The sequence below is a fragment of the Streptomyces sp. E11-3 genome, from assembly GCF_046540415.1.
Classification (GTDB): Bacteria; Actinomycetota; Actinomycetes; order Streptomycetales; family Streptomycetaceae; genus Streptomyces.
The window spans coordinates 189,247-210,080 of sequence record NZ_JAZGRL010000002.1; the positions used below are offsets into that span (position 1 = coordinate 189,247).

Genomic DNA, 20,834 nt, shown 5'->3' on the forward strand with positions numbered 1-20,834 from the left:
ATGGTCTTCCGCCGCTTGTGGCTATCCGTTGTCGTGCCGGTTGTGGTGCTGGTGCTGGCTGTGGTGGCTCTGCCGCCCGCCGCGGCAGCGGCTGAGCCAGGTCCTTCCGCTGTGCAGCGTGCCGCAGACGCGTTGCGCGATGCCGGGGTCACGGGGGTGTCGGTGCGTCTGCAGACTCCGAGCGGGACGGTGACGGCCCGGTCCGGTGTGGGGGATCTGGCGACCCGGCGTCCGGTCCCCCAGGACGGGTATCTGCGGCTGGGCAGTACGACCAAGACGTTCGTCGCCACGGTCGTGCTGCAACTGGTGGGCGAGGGGCGGCTGTCACTCGACCAGACGGTGGAACAGCTGCTGCCCGGGGTCGTCTCCGGGGCGGGCAACGACGGCCGGACCATCACGGTGCGCGATCTACTCCAGCACACCAGCGGCCTGTACGACTACACCCCTACCGTCTTCACGGACCCCAGCGCCCGTACGTACTACGCCAATCGGTGGCGCGCCTACCGCCCCGACGAGCTGGTCGCCCTGGCGATGCGCCATGCGCCCGACTTCCCGGCCGGCACTGACTGGGCGTACTCCAACACGAACTACGTGCTGGCCGGGATGGTGATCGAGAAGGTCACCGGCCAGACTTGGGAGCGACAGGTCAACGACCGTATCCTGCGCCCCCTTGGGCTGCGGGATACGGACACACCCGGCACCTGGCCCTTCCTTCCGCAGCCGCACGCGGCCAACTACCAGCAGTTCGCCGTGGACGGGCCGATGGTCGACACCACACTCCCCTACCGGCCCTTCGACAGTGGGGCCGACGGCTCGATGACCGGTACGGCGCGCGACCTCAACCGCTTCTTCGCCGCCCTGGCCGGCGGACGGCTCCTGGAGCCCCGTGAGCTCGCCGCCATGCGGACCACCGTGCCGGTGCCGCGGGACAGCGGCCAACCGGCGGGCACCGGGGCCGGACTGGGGCTGTTCTCCACCCCCCTGTCCTGCGGCGGCAGTTACGTCGGGCACGGGGGAAGCGGCTTCGGGTACGTCGTCGAGGCCGCCGCCACCACGGACGGGCAACGCACCCTCACCGTCTCCACGCACAGCCGCCCGGCGGATCCGCGTACCGCGGCCCGCCAGGCGGACCTGCTGCACGAACTCATCGACCACGCCCTGTGCCGCGCATCGTGAGTGTGCGGGGGTCAGTTCACGAGACCGCCGACGGGGTGGGCCGTGCCGCGTCCACCGTGCCGAGGACCGACGCGATGCCCCGCGCGAGATAGGGGATGCGGTGCGCGGCGACACCCGCGATGTTGATGCGGCCCGAGACCGTGCCGTAGATGGCGAACTGCTCGCGCAGGACGCGCATCTGATCGGCGGTCAGCGGCAGGGTGGAGAACATGCCCTTCTGCCGGGAGATGGTCTCCGCCTGGTCGGCGTGGCCCAGGCCGTTGAGATGGGCGACCAGGTCGTCTCGGTTGGCGGTGATCCGGCCTCGCATGACGTCCAGTTCGGATCGCCAGGCGGACCGTAGCTCCTCGTCCTCCAGGATGGTCGTCACCACGGCGGCACCGTGCTCCGGTGGCATGGAGTAGAGCGTACGGGCGATGTTCTGCAGCGACGTCTCGACGTGACCCAGGGTCCGGCGGGACGGGCTGAGGACGATGGCGCAGCCCGTACGGTCGCTGTAGAGGCCGAAGTTCTTCGAGCAGCTGACGGAGATCAGCATTTCCGGAACCCGCGCCGCCAGCATGCGCGTGGCCCGCAGGTCCGCCTCCAGGCCGTCGCCGAGGCCGTGGTAGGCGACGTCGACGAACGGCACCCAGCCGCTCGACTCGGCCAGTTCGGCCACTGCCTGCCAGGCCTCGAAGGAGAGGTCGACGCCGGAGGGGTTGTGGCAGCAGCCCTGCAGCAGGACGACGTCGTCGCGCCGCGCGTCCCGCAGGTCCCGCAGCATGCCCGCCGCGTCCGAGCGCCCCTCGGCGTCGAGCCAGCTGTAGGTCCGTACGGTCAGTCCGGCGGCCTCCAGGATGGGGCGGTGGTTGACGTAGGCGGGGTCGCTGATCCACACCGTCGCGCCGGGGCGGGTCAGGCGCACCAGGTCGGCCAGGAGCCGCAGCGCGCCGGTGCCGGCGACGGTCTGGACCGCGGCGGCCCGGTCGGCCGGTCCGTCGGCTCCCAGGACCGTCGACACCATCGCGCGGTTGAAGGCGAGATTGCCCGACAGGCCCCGGTACTCCTTGGATACGGAGCGCTCCGCGAGGCGTATCTCGGCCTCGCGGACGGCCGTCATGACGGGGGTGACTCCGGTGTGGTCCCGGTAGACGCCGACGACGAGGTTCAGGCGGTCGGGGCGGGTGTCATGGGCGTACGCGGCCGCCAGGTCCCACAGCGGGTCGGCGGGCGGGGTGGGGAGGAGCTCAAGCATCGGCGGGAACCTTGGGTCGGGGGCGTCGGTTGGACAGCACGACGCCGGTGGTGATGAGGGGGACGCCCACCAGCACGGCGAGCGTGGGTGACTCGTCGAGCAGCGGGATGGCGAGCAGGACGACGGCGACCGGGCTGAGGCTGCCCAGGACGGAGCTGCGCTCCGCGCCCAGGCGGCGGATCGCGAACGCGTACAGCAGTCCGGCGCACAGGCCGACGCCGATCCCCTGTACGCCGAGGAACAGGGCGATGTCGCTGCCCGCGGCGTCCGCGAGACCGGTGGGCAGTACACCGGTCAGCGCGAGGAGTGCGATGACGGCGAACGAGGGCAGGCAGAGCAGGCCGATCGATCCGATGGGGTCGAGGTCCACTTCCTTCAGGCCCACCGTGTACAGGGCCCACAGGCCGCTGGCGACCAGGAGCACGCCGGAACCGACCAGGACGTCGCTGTCCAGGGCGACCGTGTAGCGCCAGACCAGCGCCAGGACACCGACGGCGATCAGGACGAGCCCGGCCGCCTGGGTGCCGCGCGGAGCGCCGCGCCCGTTCGCGACCATCAGGGCGGAGACGAACAGCGGGACCATGCCCGGTATGAGCGAGCCGACGAACGCGGCGGAGGTGAGGGAACCGCCGTACATGGCGGCCAGGAAGAACGGCACCCCGGCACCGCAGATGATCTTTGCCGCGGGGCCGGGACGCACGGCGGCCAGTCTCCGCCGACGCCGCCACAGCGCGGGCGCCAGGATGACCAAGGGGGTGCCGAAGCGCAGCAGCGCCGCGTCGGCGGGCAGCAGGGTCGAGGCGCTCAGCGCCCGGGCGCTGAGCGCGAACCCGGCCCAGATCGCCACGGTCAGCCCCAGGGCCAGTACGGCAACCGCGTTCGGTGAGATCCCGCGGCCCGCGGCGCCGGGCTCGGAGACCTCCGGGGCCTGGGCCGCGGCGGGCGGTGCCGCCCCCATGGTGTTCGTCGCGACCAACGCGCTCTTCCTCCCACTGTTGACCTGTTCCACGGGACAGGTCACGGCCACGCCGCGCTCGACCGGAAGGCCGTCCTGCCCGTGAGCAACGCTAGGCCAATAGCCGGGGCACACGATTGCGTCTTCTGCCTCTCACAGCTACCTTCGGGGCAGAATCTGCCAAGGAGTGACGATGGACGCTGTCGATCTGGGGATCATCCGTGAGTTGCAGGCGGACGGGCGGCTGTCCAACCAGGACCTCGCCGACCGGGTGCGCCTGTCTCCCTCGCCCTGCCTGCGACGGGTACGCCGGCTTGAGCAGGCGGGCCTCATCCGCGGCTATACCGCGATGGTCGACCAGGTGGCCTTCGGGCTTCCCATCACCGTGTTCGTACGCATCCGCCTGGATCGCCACACCGCCGAGGCGGTCAACGTGTTCGAGGAGCACGTCGGGCTCATCGAGCACATCCAGGACTGCTACCTGATGGCCGGCAGCAGCGACTATCTACTGCGGGTCGTCATCGAGAGCCTCGAAGCGTACGAAGTCCTGGTCCGCACCCGCATCCACGCGATCCCGGGCATCGCCTCGATCGAGTCCAGCTTCGCGTTCGGCAGCGTCAAGCAGTCCAGGACCTATCCCCGGCCCGCGGCGCGCCCCGTGTGAGCGCCGGTCAGTCCCGGGGGCGCGGACCGGCGTGCCCGGTGTCGCCAATCGGGCGGGGAGTTCCACGAGTCGGCTGAGGAGGTTCGGCCGGATACGAGAGAGCGGGGGCGGCGGTGTACCCCGCGCAGCGCCGCCACGGCCGCCCCGTCACCACACCCACCAGTAGCTTCCCGCCAAATGGACCCCTTGTGTCCCTTCGGGTCACTCCCCCGTACACTCGCCCAGGCTCTCCCAGAGACGAAGCACTGACGGTCACGACCCGAAAACAGGAAGCAACGTGAGTATCACCCACGCGGACGCACCGATCTACGACGGCCTCATCGAGGAACGCGGCGACGTTCCCAACTCGGTCCGCGAAGCGGCCGAGGAGACGATGCGCAGCCTTGAGGCGGACTTCGACTTCAGCGAGATACGCGCCAGGCCTTAGCGCCCGGCCGTGGTCAGTAGGGTCTACGCCATGGATGAGGAGCGCGGGCGGCTGCTGAACGTCGTTGATGTGGAGGCCACTTGCTGGGCCGGGCAGGCACCGCCGGGGCAGGTGAACGAGATCATCGAGATCGGCCTGTGCGTAGTCGATGTCGTCGCCGGCGAGCGTGTCGCCAAGCACCGGATCCTCGTGCGCCCGGCGAGGTCGAAGGTCAGCGCGTTCTGCACGGAGCTGACCGGGCTCACCCAGTCCGAAGTGGACACCGGTGTGTCCTTCGCCGAGGCCTGCGCGCTCCTGGCGCGGGAGCACCAGGCCGCCTCCCGGGTCTGGGCGAGCTGGGGCGACTACGACCGTAAGCAGTTCGCCCGCCAGTGCGAGCGCGGACCTGCGCGGTACCCGTTCTCGGGGCGGCATATCAATGCCAAGGCGGCGTTCACTGACGCGTATGACCTGAGGAAGCGGCCCGGCATGGCGCACGCGCTGACGGTCGCGGGACTGCCGCTGGAGGGGCGCCATCACAGCGGCGCGGACGATGCGTGGAACATCGGCGCGCTCGTACTCGACATGAACCGGCGGAATGGATGGCCACAGCCGGACTGACCGGGCGGCTGTTCCAGGGCCGCCTGGTCCGGCGTCGCGCCGCGGCCTACACCGCCATCGCCGCCCTCTCCCGCCAGCGCCGAATCCTGGCACGGCGCCCGAGCACTCACGGTGAAGACACCCGTGCCGGAACCCGCCGACGCCGGTTCTCAGGTCTGGCGCACCGGGTCGTAGGCGTCCGGGTGTAGGCCGAAGGTCCAGGCGACGCCCTCCTTGGCGGTGCGGGTGGTGGGTGGGACGCGGAGCCAGTACGTACGGTGTGTGCCGTCGGGTTCGGGGGTGGAGTTGACGACCTCCACCGTCACCACGTCCTCGTCGCCGAGCAGCGGGATGCGCCAGAGCACGCCGGTCTCGTCGCGGTGTACAGGGCGCGCGTCGGACTCCGACAGGTAGCGGTCGTAGCCGTAGTGCTCCAGCATGACGCGGCGCAGCTCGGCGTTGCTCTCGGCGCGGATGCGTTCGGGGGTGAGGGTGGCGAGTTCGCTCAGGAACTCCTCGGGTACGGGCATGCCGCGCCACGCGTACAGGGCGAAGCCGTCGGAGAACGCGAGTGCTGGGCCGTCGGCGTGGTCCAGGCGGCCGGTCTCGTCGCGGTGCAGTTCGGTGGGGCGCTCGCAGAGGATCGCCTCTCGTTCGTAGGGCCACCACCAGCCGGTCGTACGGGCGACGGCCGCCAGGCCGTCGAGGAGGCTGCCCGGAGAGGTGTCGAAGGCGCAGAGCCAGGCCGCCTCGTGCTGGCCGAGGACCGCGTCGAGCAGGAGGAGTCGGATGTTCGCCTCGGCCCGGGTGCCCTGGGCGAGTTCCTCGACCACTGCCGTGCGGATACGGGTCGTGAGGGAGTGGGCGGTGTCCCAGAGCGGGGCTCCGGTCGCGTGCCAGTGCGCGGCCCACCCGGCCGGGCCCAGTTCCGCGTGCAGGCGGGCGCGCTCAGCTGCCCAGGGGCGGTTGCGTATCGCGTTGCGCACGCTCTGGCCTCGTGAGCCCTCTGCGTCCGGCTCCGCTGTCAGCCGGACCACGGCCTCGCGCGGCGATGCCACCCAGCTGATGCGCTCCGGCTCGCGGAGTCCGGCCCGCTGGTAGGCGAGGCGGACCGCCGCCTCGGCCGCCTTCCGGTCGGCCGGGCCGGTGGCCGCCGCCACCTCTCTCCACTGTGTCTGGGCCGTCTGCCCGGCCTGTGTCTCTGTCACGGTCGTCATGTCGTGCGCTCCCCCTTCGGAGGGTCTCCTAGCGTCCCGGTCCGGGCTTTCCCGGTTGTTCTCCGGCTGTCTCGGCCTATCTCGGATGACGCGGCCTGACGCGGGTTCAGTCGGCGACGAGGCGGACGGAGCCCGGCACGTACTCGCGCTGGCGCACCACTCGGTACCAGCCCTTCGGCAGCGGTATCGCCGCGTGCTCCTCGTGCACCACCCGCCCGCCGTCGGGCAGATGGAGCAGCAGCGGGCCGAACGGGCCTGGTTCGCGGATCAGTTGCCCCGGTCCGACTACGGCGTGCGCGTGTCCCGTCACCTCGCCGAGTGCGAGTACGAGCCTGCCGCGGGCGTCCCGCGGCTCCCTCGGCGCGTCGTCGATATGCGGCGGAATCGCCGCCTCCGCGACGGGCACGATGAGTGCGTCTCCCTGCCGGTACATGGGTCTCCCCCTCCCGCGGCGCGGTGTGCGCCACATCTGGGATCGACCGTACGGGGCGGGTCTGACATCGGCCGTCGAGCGGCGTGACGGCGGCGATCAGGCGGCCTGCTGCGGGCGGTGTCAGTGGGGCTTGGTACACATACTGCACATCGGTCGATCTGCGTGAGGGCGAGATCGCCGCAGTTGAGCGTCGCGAGCGGCGCCTTGGACAGGGGAACGGGCGGACATGATCGGTAGTCATCTGGAAGAGCTGTACGGCCTGCCCGCGTACCACTTTCCGCAGGCCGAGGAGAAGTCCGTCGACGCGCTGCCTGAGGCCGATGCCGTGGCCTGGCGGATCGCCGTCGATTCGTATGAGAGCGACGAGAAGTGGGAGGACGCCTTCGCGCGGTTCGCCGCGACCGTCGACATCTCGCGGGTGCGGGCGATCATCGTGGGTGCGTGGAGCGACGCGTACGAGAGCGGCCCGGGCCCGGTGATCGCCGCGCTGGTCGACGCGAGCGAGCGCATGCCCGCGCTGCGGGCCCTGTTCCTCGGCGACATGCTCAGCGAGGAGTGCGAGATCTCCTGGATCACGCAGGCGTGTGTCACCCCGCTCCTGGACGGCTTTCCCGAGTTGGCGGAGTTCGGTGTGCGCGGTGGCAACGGCCTCGCGTTTCCCGCCGTGCGGCACGAGCGGTTGCGGTCGTTGACCGTGGAGACAGGTGGCCTGCCGGTCGAGGTGGTGCGCGGGATCGCCGCGAGCGAACTGCCCGCGCTCGAGCGTCTCGAGCTGTGGCTGGGCACGTCCGAGTACGGGGCCGACGCGTCGGTGTCCGACCTGGAGCCGTTCTTCACCGGCACCCGGCTGCCCCGGTTGCGCCATCTGGCCCTGCGTAACAGCGAGATCCAGGACGAGATCGCCGCGGCCGTGGGGTCCGCCCCTGTCGTGGCCCGCCTCAAGGTGCTGGATCTGTCCCTGGGCGTACTGACCGACGAGGGCGCCACGGCGCTGCTGGCCGGCAGCCGCTGACGCACCTCAAGCAGCTCGACCTGCACCACAACTATCTGAGCGGCGGGCTGCGTACCCGCGTCAAGCAGACCCTGGAGCCGGTGGGCGTGGAGGTCGACGTCGCTCAGGGCAACGCCGATGAGGACGACGAGGGCGACGGCACGGTCTGGCGCTACGTGGCTGTGGGCGAGTAGCGGCCAGCGGAGAGTGGGGGGCGTCATGGGGTGTCGCACGGCGTACCGTTTCGCGGTCGTCGGCAATCCGGAGAACCGCAGGGTCGGCCTGTTCGCGGCGGCCGTACAGGAGGCCGGGCTGCCCGCGCCGCGGGTCGTGCCCTGGCTGGATGTGCTCCGGGACGGCGGGGCGGACTTCGGCCCGGATGAGCTCGTACGGCTCGAGTCGCCTGGAGAGAACGCCGAAGTCGACCGGGCGCTGCGGGCCGTGGACGATCCCACGCGGGTGGAGGGCAGCGCGCGCTGGTATCGGCGGTTCACCTCGGCCGTGCGGTCCTTGAGTGGTGGCGTGCGGCTGGACGACGCGGGCGAGCTCGGGGTGCTCTTCGACAAGCGGCGCTGCCATGACGTGCTCTCCCGGGCGGGGGTGCCGGTGCCGCCCTCGCCCACGTCGGGGGCGACGGCGGTGGTGCGCGGCTGGGACGACGTGGCGGCGCTGATGCGTGCGCACCGGATACCGCGCGCGTTCGTGAAGCTGGCCCATGGGTCGTCGGCGTCCGGGGTGCTGGCCGTCGAGACGGCGGGGCGCGGCCGTATCCAGGCGACCACGTCCGTCGAACTGTCGCACGGGCGGTTGCACAACTCGCTGCGGGTGCGCCGTTATCGGGACGAGCGGGAGATCGCCGCGATCGTCGACGGCCTCGCCCCCGACGGCCTGCACATCGAGCGCTGGCTGCCGAAGGCGTCGCTGCACGGGCGCGTGGCCGATCTGCGGATCGTGGTGGTCGGCGGACGGGCCACGCACGCGGTCGTACGGACCAGCCGCTCACCGCTGACGAACCTCCATCTGGGCGGCGCGCGCGGCGAACTGGCCGCCGCGGTCGAAGCGGCGGGGGGCCGCTGGGCCGACGCCCTGGACATCTGCGAGCGCGCCGCCGCCTGCTTCCCCGGCACGCTCTGCGTCGGTGTCGACCTCCTTCCGGCGCCCGGCTGGCGGCGGTTCGCCGTCGGCGAGGTGAACGCCTTCGGTGATCTGCTGCCGGGCCTGACCGGGCTGCCCGGCAGCGGGGCCGAGGGCCTGGACACCTATGCGGCGCAGATCGCCGCCGTGCGACAGCAGCAGCAGTCACCCAGCACGAGAGACCAGGCGCCGAGCCACGCAAGGCAGCACGTACCGGAGCACGCGAGGAAGCACCATGCACGCACCTGACGCCCACGGCATTCCCGATATGAACGCGGTCGTCGGCCGCGACGACCTGCTCCTGCTCACCCTGGACACCCTCCGCTACGACGTCGCCGTCGAACTCGCCGCGGCGGGCCGTATCCCGAACCTCGCCCGGCATCTGCCGGGCGGTGTCTGGGAGGAGCGGCACGCACCGGGGAGTTTCACCTTTGCCTCGCATCAGGCGATGTTCGCCGGGTTCCTGCCCACGCCCGCTTCTCCGGGGCCGCATCCGCGGCTGTTCGCCGCGCGCTTCGCGGGCAGTGAGACGACCGCCGGGCACACCTTCGTCTTCGACGCCCCGGACCTGGTGTCCGCGCTCGCCGGCGTCGGATACCGCACGGTGTGCATCGGAGGCGTGGGGTTCTTCAACAAGCAGGGCGCGCTGGGGAGCGTACTGCCCGGGTATTTCCAGGACAGCCACTGGGAGCCGGAGTTCGGCGTGGCCTCGCCCACGTCGTTCGAGGCGCAGGTGGAGCGCGTGGTGAAGGTGGTCGCGGAACTGCCGGACGACCAGCGGCTGTTCCTCTTCCTGAACGCGGGCGCGCTGCACCAGCCCAACTGGTTCCATCTGCCGGGCGCCACCCGCGAGGCAGGCGACAGCCGCGCGACCCACACGGCCGCCCTGGAGTACATCGACGGGCATATAGGGCGGCTGTTCGCCGCGCTGAGTTCACGCCGTCGCTGCTTCGCCATCGTCTGCTCGGACCACGGCACGGCCTACGGCGACGACGGCTACACGGGCCACCGTCTCGGGCACGCGTCCGTGTGGACGGTGCCCTACGCCCACTTCTTCCTGGAGCCGTCCGCATGACCACACCGCACCTGCTCGACTTCCCCGCCACGCGCCCGTACCAGAGCTATGTCTACGCCTACCCGCACAAGACGGCCTACCGTCCGCTGCCCGACCGGCCCGAGCTGCGGACGCTGTGGGCGGCGGAGCCCAAGGGCGCGCTCTCGCTCTATCTGCATCTGCCGTTCTGCGAGGTCCGCTGCGGCTTCTGCAATCTCTTCACCCGGATCGGCGCCCCCGGCGATCTGACCACCCGCTATCTCGACGCACTCGAGCGCCAGGCGACGGCGGTACGTGACGCGCTCGGGGCGCACGGTCTCGGTGAGCACGGTGGGGCGATGCCGGTCCGATTCGCCAGCGCGGCCTTCGGCGGCGGCACCCCCACCTATCTCGAAGCCGCCGAGCTGGAGCGGCTCTGCGACATCGCGGAGCGGCGCATGGGCGCTGACCTGCGGGCGATACCGCTCTCCGTCGAGGCCTCCCCCACCACCGCCACGGCCGACCGGCTCGCCGTACTCGCCGAGCGCGGTACGACCCGGCTCAGCCTCGGCGTGCAGAGCTTCATCGATGCGGAGGCCCGGGCGGCCGTGCGGCCCCAGCGGCGCGCGGAGGTCGAGGCCGCGCTCGGCCGGGTCCGCGATGCCCGGATCCCGGTCCTCAACATCGACCTCATCTACGGCATCGACGGCCAGACCGAGGACAGCTGGCGCACCTCCCTGGACGCCGCGCTCGCCTGGCAACCCGAGGAGCTCTATCTCTACCCGCTCTACGTAAGACCATTGACCGGTCTTGGCAGGCACCGGCACGGGTCGGCGCTCAGTGACCAGGACTGGGACGAACAGCGGTTGCGGCTGTACCGGCAGGGCCGCGACCACCTCCTGGCGCGGGGATACGTCCAGGTGTCGATGCGTATGTTCCGCCGCGCTGACGCGTCGCCACAGGGCGCGGACGACTACGCCTGCCAGACCGACGGGATGATCGGCCTGGGCTGTGGCGCCCGCTCGTACACCTCCGCGCTGCACTATTCCTTCGACTACGCGGTCGAGCCGCGCGAGATACGTACGATCATCGACGAGTACGCCGCCACCGAGGACTTCACCCGCGCCGTGCACGGCCGCCGCGTAGACGGCTGGGAGGCCCGGCGTCGGCATCTGCTCCAGTCGCTGCTGCAGGCCGACGGCATGCCGCTCGCGGAGTACCGCACGCGGTTCGGCAGCGATCCCAGCGACGACTTCCCCGCCGAGCTCGCGGACTTCGCGGACCGAGGCTGGCTGGAGCACCTGTCATCGCCAGAGGTGCTGCGCCTGACCCCGGAGGGCCTGGCGCACTCGGACGCGATCGGCCCCGAGCTGTTCTCCGCCGAGGTGCGGGCCGCGATGGCCGCGTACGAGCTGAAGTGAGCTCGTCGACCATGGACTTGACGATCCTGTACCGCGGACCGCTGGCGTCCTGCGACTATGACTGTCCGTACTGTCCGTTCGCCAAGCGGCGGGACAGTCCCGGGCAGTTGCGTGCCGACCGGGCGGCCCTGGAGCGGTTCACCGGCTGGGCGCGGCAGCAGGACGGGGACCGGCTCTCCGTGCTGTTCACTCCGTGGGGTGAGGGCCTGGTCCGCTCCTGGTACCGGCGCGCGCTCGTCGAACTCTCCCACCAGCGGCACATCGACCGTGTCGCCATCCAGACCAACCTCAGCTGCCGCACCGACTGGCTTCGCGAGGCCGACCTCGACACGGTCGCCCTGTGGTGCACGTACCACCCCGGTCAGACACCGTACGACCGCTTCCTCGCCAAGACACGCCAACTCGCTGAGTTGGGCGTGCGGTTCAGCGTCGGTGTCGTGGGCCTGCCCGACCATCTCGACGAGGCGAGGCGACTGCGCGCCGCCCTGCCCTCCGAGGTCTATCTCTGGGTGAACGCCGCCGAGGGGTACCGCTACACGGACGATGAGGCCGCCCAATGGGCCACGCTCGACCCGCTGTTCCCGTACAGCCGCCATCCGCACCGCTCCGCCGGTCTGCCCTGCAGGACCGGCCGGTCGGTGATCTCGGTCGACGGCGACGGCACGGTCCGCCGCTGCCACTTCGTCCGTGCCGAACTGGGCAACCTCTACGACGGTTCGTACCGCCGCGCCCTCATGCCGCGCCCGTGCCCGCTGGCCGTCTGCGACTGCCACATCGGCTATGTCCACTTGGAGACGCTGCCGTTGTACGACGTGTTCGCGGGCGGGGTCCTGGAGCGTGTTCCCGACGCGACGGCTCTGCGCGTCACCAACGGACCGCCGCAGGTTACGCGCTGAACTCCGTGTCCCGGGCGACCTTTTCCCAGGTGGAGATCTCTGTACGGACGCCGTCCAGATGGCCGACGAGAGCGTCGACGGCATCGTTGCCCAGGGGCAGCCGCGGCGGGGTCCGCTCGGCCTCCAGTGCGGTGAGGATCGCGGCGGCGGCCTTGGCCGGGTCACCGGGCTGCTTGCCGTCGCCAAGGTCCTCGACGAAGGTCCTTCGCCTTCTCAACGCCGTTATCGATCTTGTCGCTGTGCTCCTTCGGTTCCGTGGACGCAGCGGGGGTCACTCGAACCCGCCGTCATGCTTCTGTGCGCCGACTGGCGCGCTCGGCGGTGACGCTCATCTCAGCGACCGCGCTCCTGGCGGTGGCCTCGGGGCTGTTGGACCCGCCGCTGTTCGGCTTAAGGCCCGGGGACGGGGTCGTCTCCCGGCCCATGTCGTTCCGCTACGGGTGCTTCTACGGGCTGATCCTCCTCCTGTCCGCCCACTGAGTGGTCCCGGCCGTGACCTGCCTCGTGGCCGGAGTACTCCTGTGGTTGGCCGGGCAGCGGCACGAGGAGCGGGTGGCCCGCCCCGTGGAGGAGCCACCGTCGTTGCTGCGCGGGTTCGGGAGCGGGCTGCTGCACGCCGTGTATGCCCTGGATGAGTCCAGGGTGCTGCGGCGATACCGGCAGGGGGCCCGGTGCCCGTGGCGGGTGGGTTCTCTCGGCCGGGAGCTGGGTCGCCTGCACGACCGGCTGCATGCGCTGCCGGCACCGGAGTGGCTGCCCAAGCGGTTCAGCACGGCAGATGGTGACCGGGTGCTGCATCTGGTCGCCGCCGTTGTCGACGACGCCGGCTGGCTAAACCTTCGCCGCGACCTCAACCCGCTCGTCGCGCACTGGGGCACCGCCAACAGGCCGACGCCCACAATCGTGACCGCGTCACCGGCTGCGAGAGCGCCTCATGAGCCCGGCTCCCGACGAACGCGCACGTATTCGCGCAGCCATGGACCGGATCTGCGTACGTGTCCAGATCCCGGGCCACGAGAAGCGGCTCCGAAGGCCGGAGCCGGTGGCGGTCGACCGGCCTGGTTCGCGGCCCGGAAACTCGGTTGCCGACCAGATCACTCCGTCACGGGCAGGCACTCGGCGAGCAGGTCGACGACGTCGCGCCAGGCTCGCTGCGCGTGCTGTGGGTGGTAGCCGACGCCGGGGACCGTGGGATGGTCGACCGGCGGGTGGTGGAAGGCGTGCAAGGCGCCGCCGTAGACCGCGAGGCGCCAGTCGACGCCCGCAGCCTGCATCTCGGCGGTGAACGCGTTTCGTTGCGCGGGCGGCATGATCGGGTCTTCCGACCCGACCCCGGCCCACACCGGGCAGCGAATGCGCGCCGCCTCGCCCGGTCGGCCCGTGGTAGTTGCGTTGACTGTCCCGATCGCGCGCAGGTTGACGCCGCCTCGCCCGAGTTCCAGCCCGACGGCGCCCCCGGTGCCGTAGCCGACGGCGGCGATCCGGTCGGGGTCGGTTCGCGGTTCGGCGCGCAACACGTCGAGCGCCGCATGGCCGATGCCCCGCATCCGGTCGGGATCAGCGAGCAGCGGCAGGCAACGGGCCAGCATCTCCTCGGGGTCACCCAAATAGCGCCCGCCGTGAAGGTCGAAGGCCAGCGCTACATATCCCAGCTCGGCGAGCGCATCGGCCCGGCGGCGCTCGACGTCGCTGAGCCCCATGCCCTCTGGTCCGAGCAGCACCGCGGGCCGGCGGTCGACACCGGCCGGGAGCGCGAGGTGCCCGGTCATCGTCAGGCCGTCGGCCGGGTATTCGACCGTGCGCGTTGTGACTGTCGTCATGAGACTGGACTGTATTGATCGTCGAGCCCGGTCCGGCCGGTGTTCACCGCTGGCAGAACAGCGCCGGTGTGCCTCTGAAATGCGGCGACGGCTCACAAGATCCGTGACAAACGGGGGGACGCGGCGTTGTTCGTACGCCACGACGTATCGCGTGCCGAGGGCTGGGAACGGCTTGTCGCCCTCGCCCAGGCGTTATACGGGCGGATCGTTGGAAGTCACTGCCGAGGACATCCGCGTCAACTCCGTACACTCCGGCGTGATCGGCACACCGGTGATCGCCGCAGGTATGTGACAGGTGCGGAGTTCGCGGTCGACGGCGGGTTGGCGGCGTAGTAGGGCTGGGTGGTTGGGCCGGAGTGTCATAGAGCGAGACGGTCTCCGTCCCGGTCTACGGTGCGATCATGCAGCGCGCGGACGGAGGAACGGACCCTCGGCCGGGCGAGCGCGTCGTCATCGGCGCGTTCGCCGGGGTCTGCCTGCTTGCCGGGGGGAACGCGGTCGGGATCAGGTTCAGCAACCGGGAGCTGGATCCGCTGTGGGGGGCCGCGCTGCGGTTCGGGGCGGCAGCGGTGGTGCTGCTCGTGATCATGGCCGTAATGCGGCTCGAGTGGCCTCGGGGGCGGGCGCTGGCTGGGGCGCTGCTCTTCGGCGCGCTCAACTTCGGCGTCACCTTCGCGCTGGCGTACTACGCGCTGGTGCGTATCCACGCCGGACTGGGCCAAACAGTGCTCGCGCTGGTGCCGCTCGTGGCGCTGCTGCTCTCCGTGGCCCAGCGGCAGGAGAAGTTCCGGGCCCTGGCGGCGGTCGGGACCGTGTGCGCGCTGGCCGGGGTCGCCGTGGTGACCCGCGGCCCCCTCCAGGGTTCGGTGCCGCTGCTGTCCTTTCTCGCCGTACTCGGCGCCGTGTTCAGCTTCGCCGAGGCGGCAGTGCTGGTCCACCGGCTGCCCGCGGTCCACCCGGTGACGATGAACGCGGTGGGGATGACGGGCGCGGCCGTACTGCTGTTCACGGGGTCCCTCGTCGCCGGGGACGACTGGGTGTTCCCGGAGCGCGCCGTGACGTGGTGGGCGCTCGGCTACCTGGCCTTGGGCGGCTCGGTGGCGACCTTCGTGCTCTATCTCTTCGTCATCAGGAACTGGGGCCCGTCGCGGGCCGCGTATATCTTCGTCGTCATTCCCGTGGTCACGATCGTCCTCTCCTCGTGGCTCGACGACGAGCCACTCACCGCGGGTCTGCTGTTCGGCGCCCCGCTCATCCTCCTCGGCGTCTACCTCGGCGCCCTGCGCAAGCCCCCTTCCAGCGCTGGGGACCGCCCCCTTGGGCCGGTCGAGTGAGCACGCCAGGACACGGCGATGCCGCGGGGCCGGTCTGGCGGCGGCCTTGGGTGTGGGCGGCCTGTCTCGCCATCGCCATGGTGGCGGGCTACTTCCTGCTTCCCCTCGACCAGTTGGGTCCCCGCCGCCCCGGGTTCAGCTGGACCGTCTTCGTCCTCGCCCTCGTGCTCATCGCCGTCCTGTTGCTGCGGCAGATCAGGGATGTGCTCGTGGACCGGCCGGGCACCCGCCCGGGACTGCAGATCCCGCTGCTGATGTGCCTGACCATCCTGGTCTTCTCCGCCGGATACTTCAGTCTCTCGGAGCAACCGGGCGAGTTCAGCGGTCTGCGGACCCGCGTCGACGCGCTGTACTTCACCGTGGTCACGCTGGCGACGGTCGGCTACGGCGACATCACCCCGCACGGTCAGACCGCGCGACTGGTCACCATCCTGCAGATCCTGTACAGCTTCGTCTTCCTGACCGCCGCGGCGACCGCGCTGACTCGGTGGGTGCGCGGACGCCTTGGGGAGCGCCTGGGGCATCTGGGGCATCTGGGGCACCAGGGGCGCAGTGGGCGGGGGTCTGACGAGAGCCCCTAGACGTGGGTCCGAGGGTGGGGTCCTCAGATGTTGGTCAGCGGACAACGAGTCACCTGCCCGCCCGCCAGGCCGACCCCGCTCGGCCGGAGTCCGCTCAGCCGGACCCCTCGACCAGCTCTCGGCGGTGTCAGGCGCCGCGTTCTGTCCGGCCGGCCCAGATGCCGCGGCTGTGAGTGAGGTGCTTGCGCACGAGTTCCGCGGTCAGTTCCTCATCGCCCGCGATGATGGCGTCCACGATGGCGACGTGCTCCTCACCGGACCGGGTCAGCTCGCCTTGGTCCGCCAGCTTCTGCAGGCCCTCCATGCGCGCCTGGTCGCGCAACTGGCCGACCATCGCCACCAGGCGGCGGTTGCCCAGCAGTTCCAGCAGGCCGAGGTGGAACTGGCGGTCCAGGTCCAGGAAAGGCATGAGGTCTCCCGCGCGTGCGGCGTCGGTGAGCTGCTCGGCGAGTTGCCGGAAAGCGGCCACGGGCGCCCGGTCCGCGAGCCCGGCGAGCTCGGTCATGGCCGGGACCTCCAGCATGGTGCGCAGGCGGAAGATCTCTTCGAGATCGTGGTCCGTGAGCACGGGAACCCTGAAGCCCCGGTTGCGGATAATCTCCACCATTCCGAGATTGGCCAGATCCATGACTGCCTCACGGACCGGCGTGATGGAGACCCCCAGCTCCGAAGCCACGTTGATGACGCTCTCTGCGAGGAGTAAGGCGGAATACCTTACTCTCGCCTTCCTGTCCCACGGGGCGGTGGCGGAAGCGCGCAACGAGGAAGCGGGGCCCATGAACACGATCACCGTCGGTGAGCGCGAGATCCGCGAGGCCGTGACCATGCACGAGGCGATCGAGGCCGTACGGCGCGGCTTCGTCGATCTCGCCGGCGGGGAGTTCGAGATGCCCACCCGCACCGCGCTGCGGGACGGGCAGTTCCTGGTGATGTCGGCTCATCACCGGTCGACCGCGTCCGCCATGTTCAAGACGCTGAGCGTGAACTTCGAGCGCAAGCCCGCCATCGCGGGCACCGTCGTGTGGAGCGAGACCGGCCGCCTGGACCACCTGGTCGCCGACGCCGGAGCGGTGACGGCCCTGCGTACCGGTGCGGTGGTCGGCGTCGCCACCGATCTCCTCGCCCCTCCCGAGGCCGCCCGGCTGACCCTGATCGGCGCCGGTGCACAGGCTCCCGACCAGGTCCGCGCCGTCCACGCGGTCCGGCCCCTGCGCCAACTGACCGTGGTCAACGCCGACCTGAGCCGCGCACAGGCCGTCGTCGAGACACTGGAACCCGAACTGCCGGGAGTGGAACTGCGCACGGCGACCGACGCGGCGGCTGCCGTACGTACGGCCGAGATCGTCTGCTGCGCGACCAACGCGACCAGCCCGCTCTTCCCTGAGTCGGCGCTGCCCGCACGGGTGCACGTCAACGCCATCGGCGCGTACCGCCCCACCATGCGCGAGCTGCCCGACGAACTGCTCGCCGGCAGCACCGTCGTCATCGACCAACTCGATGCGGTCCTGGAGGAGTCCGGTGAGATCATCCACGCCCTGGAAGCCGGTGCCATCGCCAGGGACACCCTGACGGAGCTCGGCACCGCGCTGACCGCCCCCGGCGCCGAGTACGGCAAGCGGACCGTGTTCAAGTCCGTCGGTGTCGCCGTACAGGACTGGGCCATCGCCCGCCTCCTGGCTGACAGGCTCCTCCCCTGACCCGGCAGGGAAACCGGTCTGCGACGCGACGGAGCAGCCGGAGCCTCTGCCCACAACGCCGGGTGGATCGTGCCGATCATGTCGGCTCCCGTGCCCGCGCCCGGGATGCTCGGAAAGGCCCTGCGGTGGACGGCCCGCAAGGACAGCCCCCTGTACGTCCGCCCCTCCCCGCGGCGCGAGCACGTGCGCTTCATGATCGGCATGCTGCGACACTGCAATTCCCGGGACTTCGAGCACGGCGTCGAAGCGCTCACCTCCCTCAACCGCTCTCGGCAAGCAGGTGCTGACCGGGCTTCACTGCCCGCAGGAGCGGCACATGGAGTTCGGTAGCTGGGACGCGGCCATCGATCCGCATCGCCTGCGGGGCATCGCCCACTCCGCCCACGCGTACCTGCCGGACTTCCCCCGGCGTCACAGCCGTACGGCTGGACCGGACTGCGTCCGATGACACCCGACGGACTGCCGGTCATCGGACCGCTGCCAGGCAAGGAGAACGTCCTCGTCGCGAGCGGACACGGCATGCTCGGTGTGACCCTCGCACCGGTGACCGCGGACATCATCTCCGCGAACGTACGGGGAGGCGGGCAGGGAACCGACACAGCCGGTACAGCCCGTCCCTTCTCCCCGCAGCGCTTCGCCGCACGGCGTGGCCGGGCGGCGAAGCGCTGAGAGCTGACGCGAGTCCCCGGGCTCCGCTTCTGGCCCGCGGACGTACTCGGGCACGTCACCTCGAACACGTCCTAGTGCACAGGCATGCGCTCGTGGTGCGGCTCAGGGACCGGGGCCCCGCCGTGGTGACCGCGCTGGGCGCGGCCCGGGCGGAACGGCCACCAGGTGCCCCGGCCGAGGAGCGCGGCGAGCGCGGGCACCAGCACGATGGCGAGGACGAAGGCGGAGAGCATGATGCCGAGCGCCGTCGCGAAGCCGACCTGCTGGGTGGACGGGTTCACGGTGACGGCGAGGCTGCCGAAGGACGCGGCGAGGACAACGCCCGCCGTGGCAATGGCGGGTGCGGTGTGTCGTACGGCACGGGCGACGGCCGCGCGGGCCGGCCCTGGGCGTGCCATCTCCTCGCGGATGCGGTCGCTGATCAGGATGTTGTAGTCGGTGCCGAGGGCGACGACGAAGAGGAACAGCACCAGCGGCAGGACGAAGTTGACGCCCGGCTTGTCGAGCAGGTGCTGGAAGAACAGCGCGGAGGCGCCGAGGGTGGCGGCGAAGCCGAGGCCGACGGCGATCATGAGGATGGCCGGAGCGAGCAGGCTGCGGAGCAGGACCAGCAGGATGAGGGCGATCAGCGCGGCGGCGACCGGGAACACGATCTTCAGGTCGTGGTCGACGGCGGTGGAGATGTCCGCGAAGATCGCGGTCGTGCCGCCGACGTGGGCCTCGGTCCCGGCGGGGGCGCTACGGGCGACCGTGTCACGCACCGGTCCTGACACGAGGTCACGGGCCTGCTGGCTCTGCGTGTCCACGGTGAGGTAGAAGTCGATGCGGGCGGCGGTGCTGTCGTCGTTGAGTGTGGTCTCGCCGACCTGGCCGATACCGTCGACCTTGCTGAGGGCCTTGGGCAGGGCGCCCAGTCCTTCGGCGGTGAGGGTACGGCCGTCCTCGGCGGTGACATAGACGGTGGCCGGATCGGACACGCCGGCGGGCAGGGCGCGGGAGATCTCGGCCGAGGTGAGGGCGGCCGGAGTGTCGTGGGCTCCGCTGTCCTGGCCGTAGTCCATCCGGATGCCGACCACTCCGGCCGCCAGCGCGCCGAGCACGGCGACGGAGGCCAGTACGAGGGTGAGCGGACGGCGGGCGACCAGGTCGCCCAGGCGCCCGGCCGTGCCGGGACGGGGCTCCCCCCTGAGGGCGCGGGAGGGCCAGAACATCCTGCGTCCGGTGACCGCGAGCAGCGCGGGCATCAGGGTGAGGCTGCCGACCAGCATGACGAGCACCGAGACGGCGATGGCGGGGCCGAGCACCCGGAACTGTCCGAAGGTCGCGATGCCGAGGGTGGCGAAGGCGGCCACGATGGTCAGGGCGGCCGAGGTGATCGCGGTGCCCACACGGGCGCTGACCTCCGCCGACACGGCACGCGCGGGCAGGTCGGGGCGGGCCCGCAGCTGTTCGCGGAAGCGGAAGAGAAGGAAGAGGAAGTAGTCGACGCCGATGCCGATCAGCACCACGTTGATCATGCCGGGGGTGCTGGTGTCGAGCTTGATGCCGGTGAGTATCGCGGCGCCGACGACCGCGCCCGACGCCGCGCCGCCGATGATGACGACCGCCAGCAGGGGCAGCAGGGCGGCCAGCACGCTGCGGAACACCAGGATGTTGATCAGCACGATCAGGCCGACCATGAGGACGCCGACGAGCTGCTCGGTGGACTCCTCGGCGTCGGTCGTGTCGACGAGGTCGGCCAGGCCGCCGGTGAAGCCGGTGCGCATCCCCGCCTCGGCGAACTCGTCCTTCGCCTGGTCGCGGAAGGCACGGTAGAGGTCGTGCAGACCGGGGTCCGTGGAGTTGCCGGTCAGTTGTACGGAGAGCAGCTCGAAGCTGCGGTCGGGCGCGACCATGACGGGGCTGACCGTCGGCGTCTGGGAGTGGTCCTCGGTCAGGAAGGAGGGCTCGTCCTCGTCGGGCTCGGGCATCTCGACATGCCGAGCGCCCAATTGCCCGGCGACGGCTCCGACGCGGCGGTGGTCGGGTCCGGTGAGCGGCTCACCGTCCTCGCGGGCGACCAGCAGGGTTACCGCGTTGGCGTCGGGCTTCTCCCCGAACCGCTCCTCGGCGATCTTCAGTGCGGCGGCCGAGTCGTATTTCGCGGGCAGGAAGTCGCCCGTCTGGGTCTCGGTGACGCGGTAGATCAGCACTTGGCCGACCAGGGTCAGGAAGATGCCGACGACCGCCCAGAGGGCGATCACCTTCCATGGATTGCGGGTGGAGAATCCGGTCAGAGCGCGGATCACGTGGTCCTCCGGCAGTGGGTGCGGAGCCGGGTGCTCCCGGCCGGTGTCCAGCTCATCAGCGGGGAACACGCGAATCGTCCGAGTGCGGAACGAGAAAGGGGCTGGGAGTCGGGGCCGGGCGAAACTGCCGACCAGGACCGTGGTCCTAGCTTGGGATCAGCTCAGAGGCCTGGGGTGGGGCTCGAGGCCGGTGCCAGAATGGATCACGAACAGACAGTCGTGGCACACCGGCAGGAGTTGGTCGGGGCGGCAGGGGTGGCTGACGTAGCTGGGGTGGCTGGG

20 protein-coding genes and 2 pseudogenes are annotated in these 20,834 nt (G+C 70.9%); 14 read left to right on the forward strand and 8 right to left on the reverse strand.

The window, feature by feature from the left end:
* Entirely contained in the window at positions 1–1,176 is a 1,176-nt protein-coding gene (locus U9R90_RS19615; protein ID WP_411057947.1) for a serine hydrolase domain-containing protein, read from the forward strand.
* 16 nt (positions 1,177–1,192) lie between these two features.
* Here U9R90_RS19615 and U9R90_RS19620 read toward each other — a convergent pair whose 3' ends face one another.
* Positions 1,193–2,413 (reverse strand): aromatic amino acid transaminase, encoded by a 1,221-nt coding sequence (locus U9R90_RS19620; protein ID WP_411057948.1) that lies wholly within the window; start codon positions 2,411–2,413, stop codon positions 1,193–1,195.
* Positions 2,406–3,389, reverse strand: coding sequence for a DMT family transporter (locus U9R90_RS19625; protein ID WP_411057949.1), 984 nt, complete (start codon positions 3,387–3,389; stop codon positions 2,406–2,408). Before U9R90_RS19625 ends, U9R90_RS19620 begins: the two co-directional genes overlap by 8 nt.
* Positions 3,390–3,561: 172 nt before the next feature.
* Here U9R90_RS19625 and U9R90_RS19630 point away from each other — a divergent pair, with 172 nt between their 5' ends.
* The 3 genes from U9R90_RS19630 (at position 3,562) to U9R90_RS19640 (ending at position 5,059) form a co-directional block, all read left to right on the forward strand.
* Complete coding sequence (locus U9R90_RS19630) at positions 3,562–4,032, forward strand: Lrp/AsnC family transcriptional regulator (protein ID WP_411057950.1); 471 nt, start codon at positions 3,562–3,564, stop codon at positions 4,030–4,032.
* 277 nt (positions 4,033–4,309) lie between these two features.
* A complete protein-coding gene (locus U9R90_RS19635) occupies positions 4,310–4,459 on the forward strand; it encodes a hypothetical protein (RefSeq protein ID WP_411057951.1) in 150 nt (49 codons plus the stop codon).
* 30 nt (positions 4,460–4,489) lie between these two features.
* The gene (locus U9R90_RS19640; protein ID WP_411057952.1) at positions 4,490–5,059 is read left to right on the forward strand and encodes an exonuclease domain-containing protein; all 570 of its coding nucleotides are present in this window, start codon (positions 4,490–4,492) and stop codon (positions 5,057–5,059) included.
* Between the two features lie 149 nt (positions 5,060–5,208).
* On the opposite strand, the gene U9R90_RS19645 is transcribed toward U9R90_RS19640, so the two are convergent.
* Both U9R90_RS19645 and U9R90_RS19650 read right to left on the reverse strand, forming a co-directional pair.
* Positions 5,209–6,255 carry a DUF6745 domain-containing protein gene (locus U9R90_RS19645; protein WP_411057953.1) on the reverse strand — a complete coding sequence of 349 codons (1,047 nt, stop codon included), beginning with the start codon at positions 6,253–6,255 and terminating at the stop codon, positions 5,209–5,211.
* Positions 6,256–6,361: 106 nt separating this feature from the next.
* Complete coding sequence (locus tag U9R90_RS19650; protein ID WP_411057954.1) at positions 6,362–6,688, reverse strand: hypothetical protein; 327 nt, start codon at positions 6,686–6,688, stop codon at positions 6,362–6,364.
* 226 nt (positions 6,689–6,914) lie between these two features.
* Here U9R90_RS19650 and U9R90_RS19655 point away from each other — a divergent pair.
* The 5 genes and pseudogenes from U9R90_RS19655 (at position 6,915) to U9R90_RS19675 (ending at position 12,163) form a co-directional block, all read left to right on the forward strand.
* Positions 6,915–7,873 (forward strand): annotated as a pseudogene (locus U9R90_RS19655) (STM4015 family protein).
* Positions 7,874–7,898: 25 nt separating this feature from the next.
* Positions 7,899–9,062, forward strand: coding sequence for an STM4014 family protein (locus U9R90_RS19660; protein WP_411057955.1), 1,164 nt, complete (start codon positions 7,899–7,901; stop codon positions 9,060–9,062).
* Positions 9,063–9,081: 19 nt separating this feature from the next.
* Positions 9,082–9,888 (forward strand): STM4013/SEN3800 family hydrolase, encoded by an 807-nt coding sequence (locus tag U9R90_RS19665; RefSeq protein ID WP_411059743.1) that lies wholly within the window; start codon positions 9,082–9,084, stop codon positions 9,886–9,888.
* Entirely contained in the window at positions 9,885–11,267 is a 1,383-nt protein-coding gene (locus tag U9R90_RS19670; RefSeq protein WP_411057956.1) for an STM4012 family radical SAM protein, read from the forward strand. Before U9R90_RS19665 ends, U9R90_RS19670 begins: the two co-directional genes overlap by 4 nt.
* 11 nt (positions 11,268–11,278) lie before the next feature.
* The gene (locus U9R90_RS19675; protein ID WP_411057957.1) at positions 11,279–12,163 is read left to right on the forward strand and encodes an STM4011 family radical SAM protein; all 885 of its coding nucleotides are present in this window, start codon (positions 11,279–11,281) and stop codon (positions 12,161–12,163) included.
* On the opposite strand, the pseudogene U9R90_RS19680 reads toward U9R90_RS19675, so the two are convergent.
* Positions 12,153–12,344 (reverse strand): annotated as a pseudogene (locus U9R90_RS19680) (short-chain dehydrogenase/reductase); the annotation flags it as partial. The gene U9R90_RS19675 and the pseudogene U9R90_RS19680 overlap by 11 nt on opposite strands.
* 116 nt (positions 12,345–12,460) lie before the next feature.
* Between U9R90_RS19680 and U9R90_RS19685 the strand changes: the two are divergent.
* Complete coding sequence (locus U9R90_RS19685; protein WP_411057958.1) at positions 12,461–12,643, forward strand: hypothetical protein; 183 nt, start codon at positions 12,461–12,463, stop codon at positions 12,641–12,643.
* Between the two features lie 614 nt (positions 12,644–13,257).
* Here the strand turns inward: U9R90_RS19685 and U9R90_RS19690 are convergent.
* Positions 13,258–13,983 carry a dienelactone hydrolase family protein gene (locus U9R90_RS19690; protein ID WP_411057959.1) on the reverse strand — a complete coding sequence of 242 codons (726 nt, stop codon included), beginning with the start codon at positions 13,981–13,983 and terminating at the stop codon, positions 13,258–13,260.
* Positions 13,984–14,384: 401 nt separating this feature from the next.
* On the opposite strand from U9R90_RS19690, the gene U9R90_RS19695 reads away from it, so the two are divergent.
* Entirely contained in the window at positions 14,385–15,317 is a 933-nt protein-coding gene (locus U9R90_RS19695; RefSeq protein ID WP_411057960.1) for a DMT family transporter, read from the forward strand.
* Positions 15,314–15,898, forward strand: a complete 585-nt coding sequence (locus U9R90_RS19700; protein ID WP_411057961.1) for a potassium channel family protein — start codon at positions 15,314–15,316, stop codon at positions 15,896–15,898. Before U9R90_RS19695 ends, U9R90_RS19700 begins: the two co-directional genes overlap by 4 nt.
* Positions 15,899–16,025: 127 nt before the next feature.
* On the opposite strand, the gene U9R90_RS19705 is transcribed toward U9R90_RS19700, so the two are convergent.
* A complete protein-coding gene (locus U9R90_RS19705) occupies positions 16,026–16,676 on the reverse strand; it encodes a GntR family transcriptional regulator (RefSeq protein ID WP_411057962.1) in 651 nt (216 codons plus the stop codon).
* On the opposite strand from U9R90_RS19705, the gene U9R90_RS19710 reads away from it, so the two are divergent.
* Together U9R90_RS19710 and U9R90_RS19715 are read left to right on the forward strand one after the other, a co-directional pair.
* The gene (locus tag U9R90_RS19710; RefSeq protein ID WP_411057963.1) at positions 16,675–17,595 is read left to right on the forward strand and encodes an ornithine cyclodeaminase family protein; all 921 of its coding nucleotides are present in this window, start codon (positions 16,675–16,677) and stop codon (positions 17,593–17,595) included. The genes U9R90_RS19705 and U9R90_RS19710 overlap by 2 nt on opposite strands.
* Positions 17,596–17,925: 330 nt before the next feature.
* Positions 17,926–18,264, forward strand: coding sequence for an NAD(P)/FAD-dependent oxidoreductase (locus U9R90_RS19715; RefSeq protein WP_411059744.1), 339 nt, complete (start codon positions 17,926–17,928; stop codon positions 18,262–18,264).
* Between the two features lie 71 nt (positions 18,265–18,335).
* On the opposite strand, the gene U9R90_RS19720 is transcribed toward U9R90_RS19715, so the two are convergent.
* Positions 18,336–20,621, reverse strand: coding sequence for an MMPL family transporter (locus U9R90_RS19720; RefSeq protein ID WP_411057964.1), 2,286 nt, complete (start codon positions 20,619–20,621; stop codon positions 18,336–18,338).
* Between the last annotated feature and the right edge of the window lie 213 nt (positions 20,622–20,834).

Coding starts and splice junctions, on each gene's coding strand:
- U9R90_RS19695 (WP_411057960.1), top strand. CDS start 14,385: ATGCAGCGCGCGGACGGAGGAACGGACCCTCGGCCGGGCGAGCGCGTC.
- U9R90_RS19710 (WP_411057963.1), top strand. CDS start 16,675: ATGAACACGATCACCGTCGGTGAGCGCGAGATCCGCGAGGCCGTGACC.
- U9R90_RS19675 (WP_411057957.1), top strand. CDS start 11,279: ATGGACTTGACGATCCTGTACCGCGGACCGCTGGCGTCCTGCGACTAT.
- U9R90_RS19640 (WP_411057952.1), top strand. CDS start 4,490: ATGGATGAGGAGCGCGGGCGGCTGCTGAACGTCGTTGATGTGGAGGCC.
- U9R90_RS19665 (WP_411059743.1), top strand. CDS start 9,082: ATGAACGCGGTCGTCGGCCGCGACGACCTGCTCCTGCTCACCCTGGAC.
- U9R90_RS19630 (WP_411057950.1), top strand. CDS start 3,562: ATGGACGCTGTCGATCTGGGGATCATCCGTGAGTTGCAGGCGGACGGG.
- U9R90_RS19690 (WP_411057959.1), bottom strand. CDS start 13,983: ATGACGACAGTCACAACGCGCACGGTCGAATACCCGGCCGACGGCCTG.
- U9R90_RS19660 (WP_411057955.1), top strand. CDS start 7,899: ATGGGGTGTCGCACGGCGTACCGTTTCGCGGTCGTCGGCAATCCGGAG.
- U9R90_RS19670 (WP_411057956.1), top strand. CDS start 9,885: ATGACCACACCGCACCTGCTCGACTTCCCCGCCACGCGCCCGTACCAG.
- U9R90_RS19705 (WP_411057962.1), bottom strand. CDS start 16,676: ATGGGCCCCGCTTCCTCGTTGCGCGCTTCCGCCACCGCCCCGTGGGAC.
- U9R90_RS19615 (WP_411057947.1), top strand. CDS start 1: ATGGTCTTCCGCCGCTTGTGGCTATCCGTTGTCGTGCCGGTTGTGGTG.
- U9R90_RS19645 (WP_411057953.1), bottom strand. CDS start 6,255: ATGACGACCGTGACAGAGACACAGGCCGGGCAGACGGCCCAGACACAG.
- U9R90_RS19650 (WP_411057954.1), bottom strand. CDS start 6,688: ATGTACCGGCAGGGAGACGCACTCATCGTGCCCGTCGCGGAGGCGGCG.
- U9R90_RS19620 (WP_411057948.1), bottom strand. CDS start 2,413: ATGCTTGAGCTCCTCCCCACCCCGCCCGCCGACCCGCTGTGGGACCTG.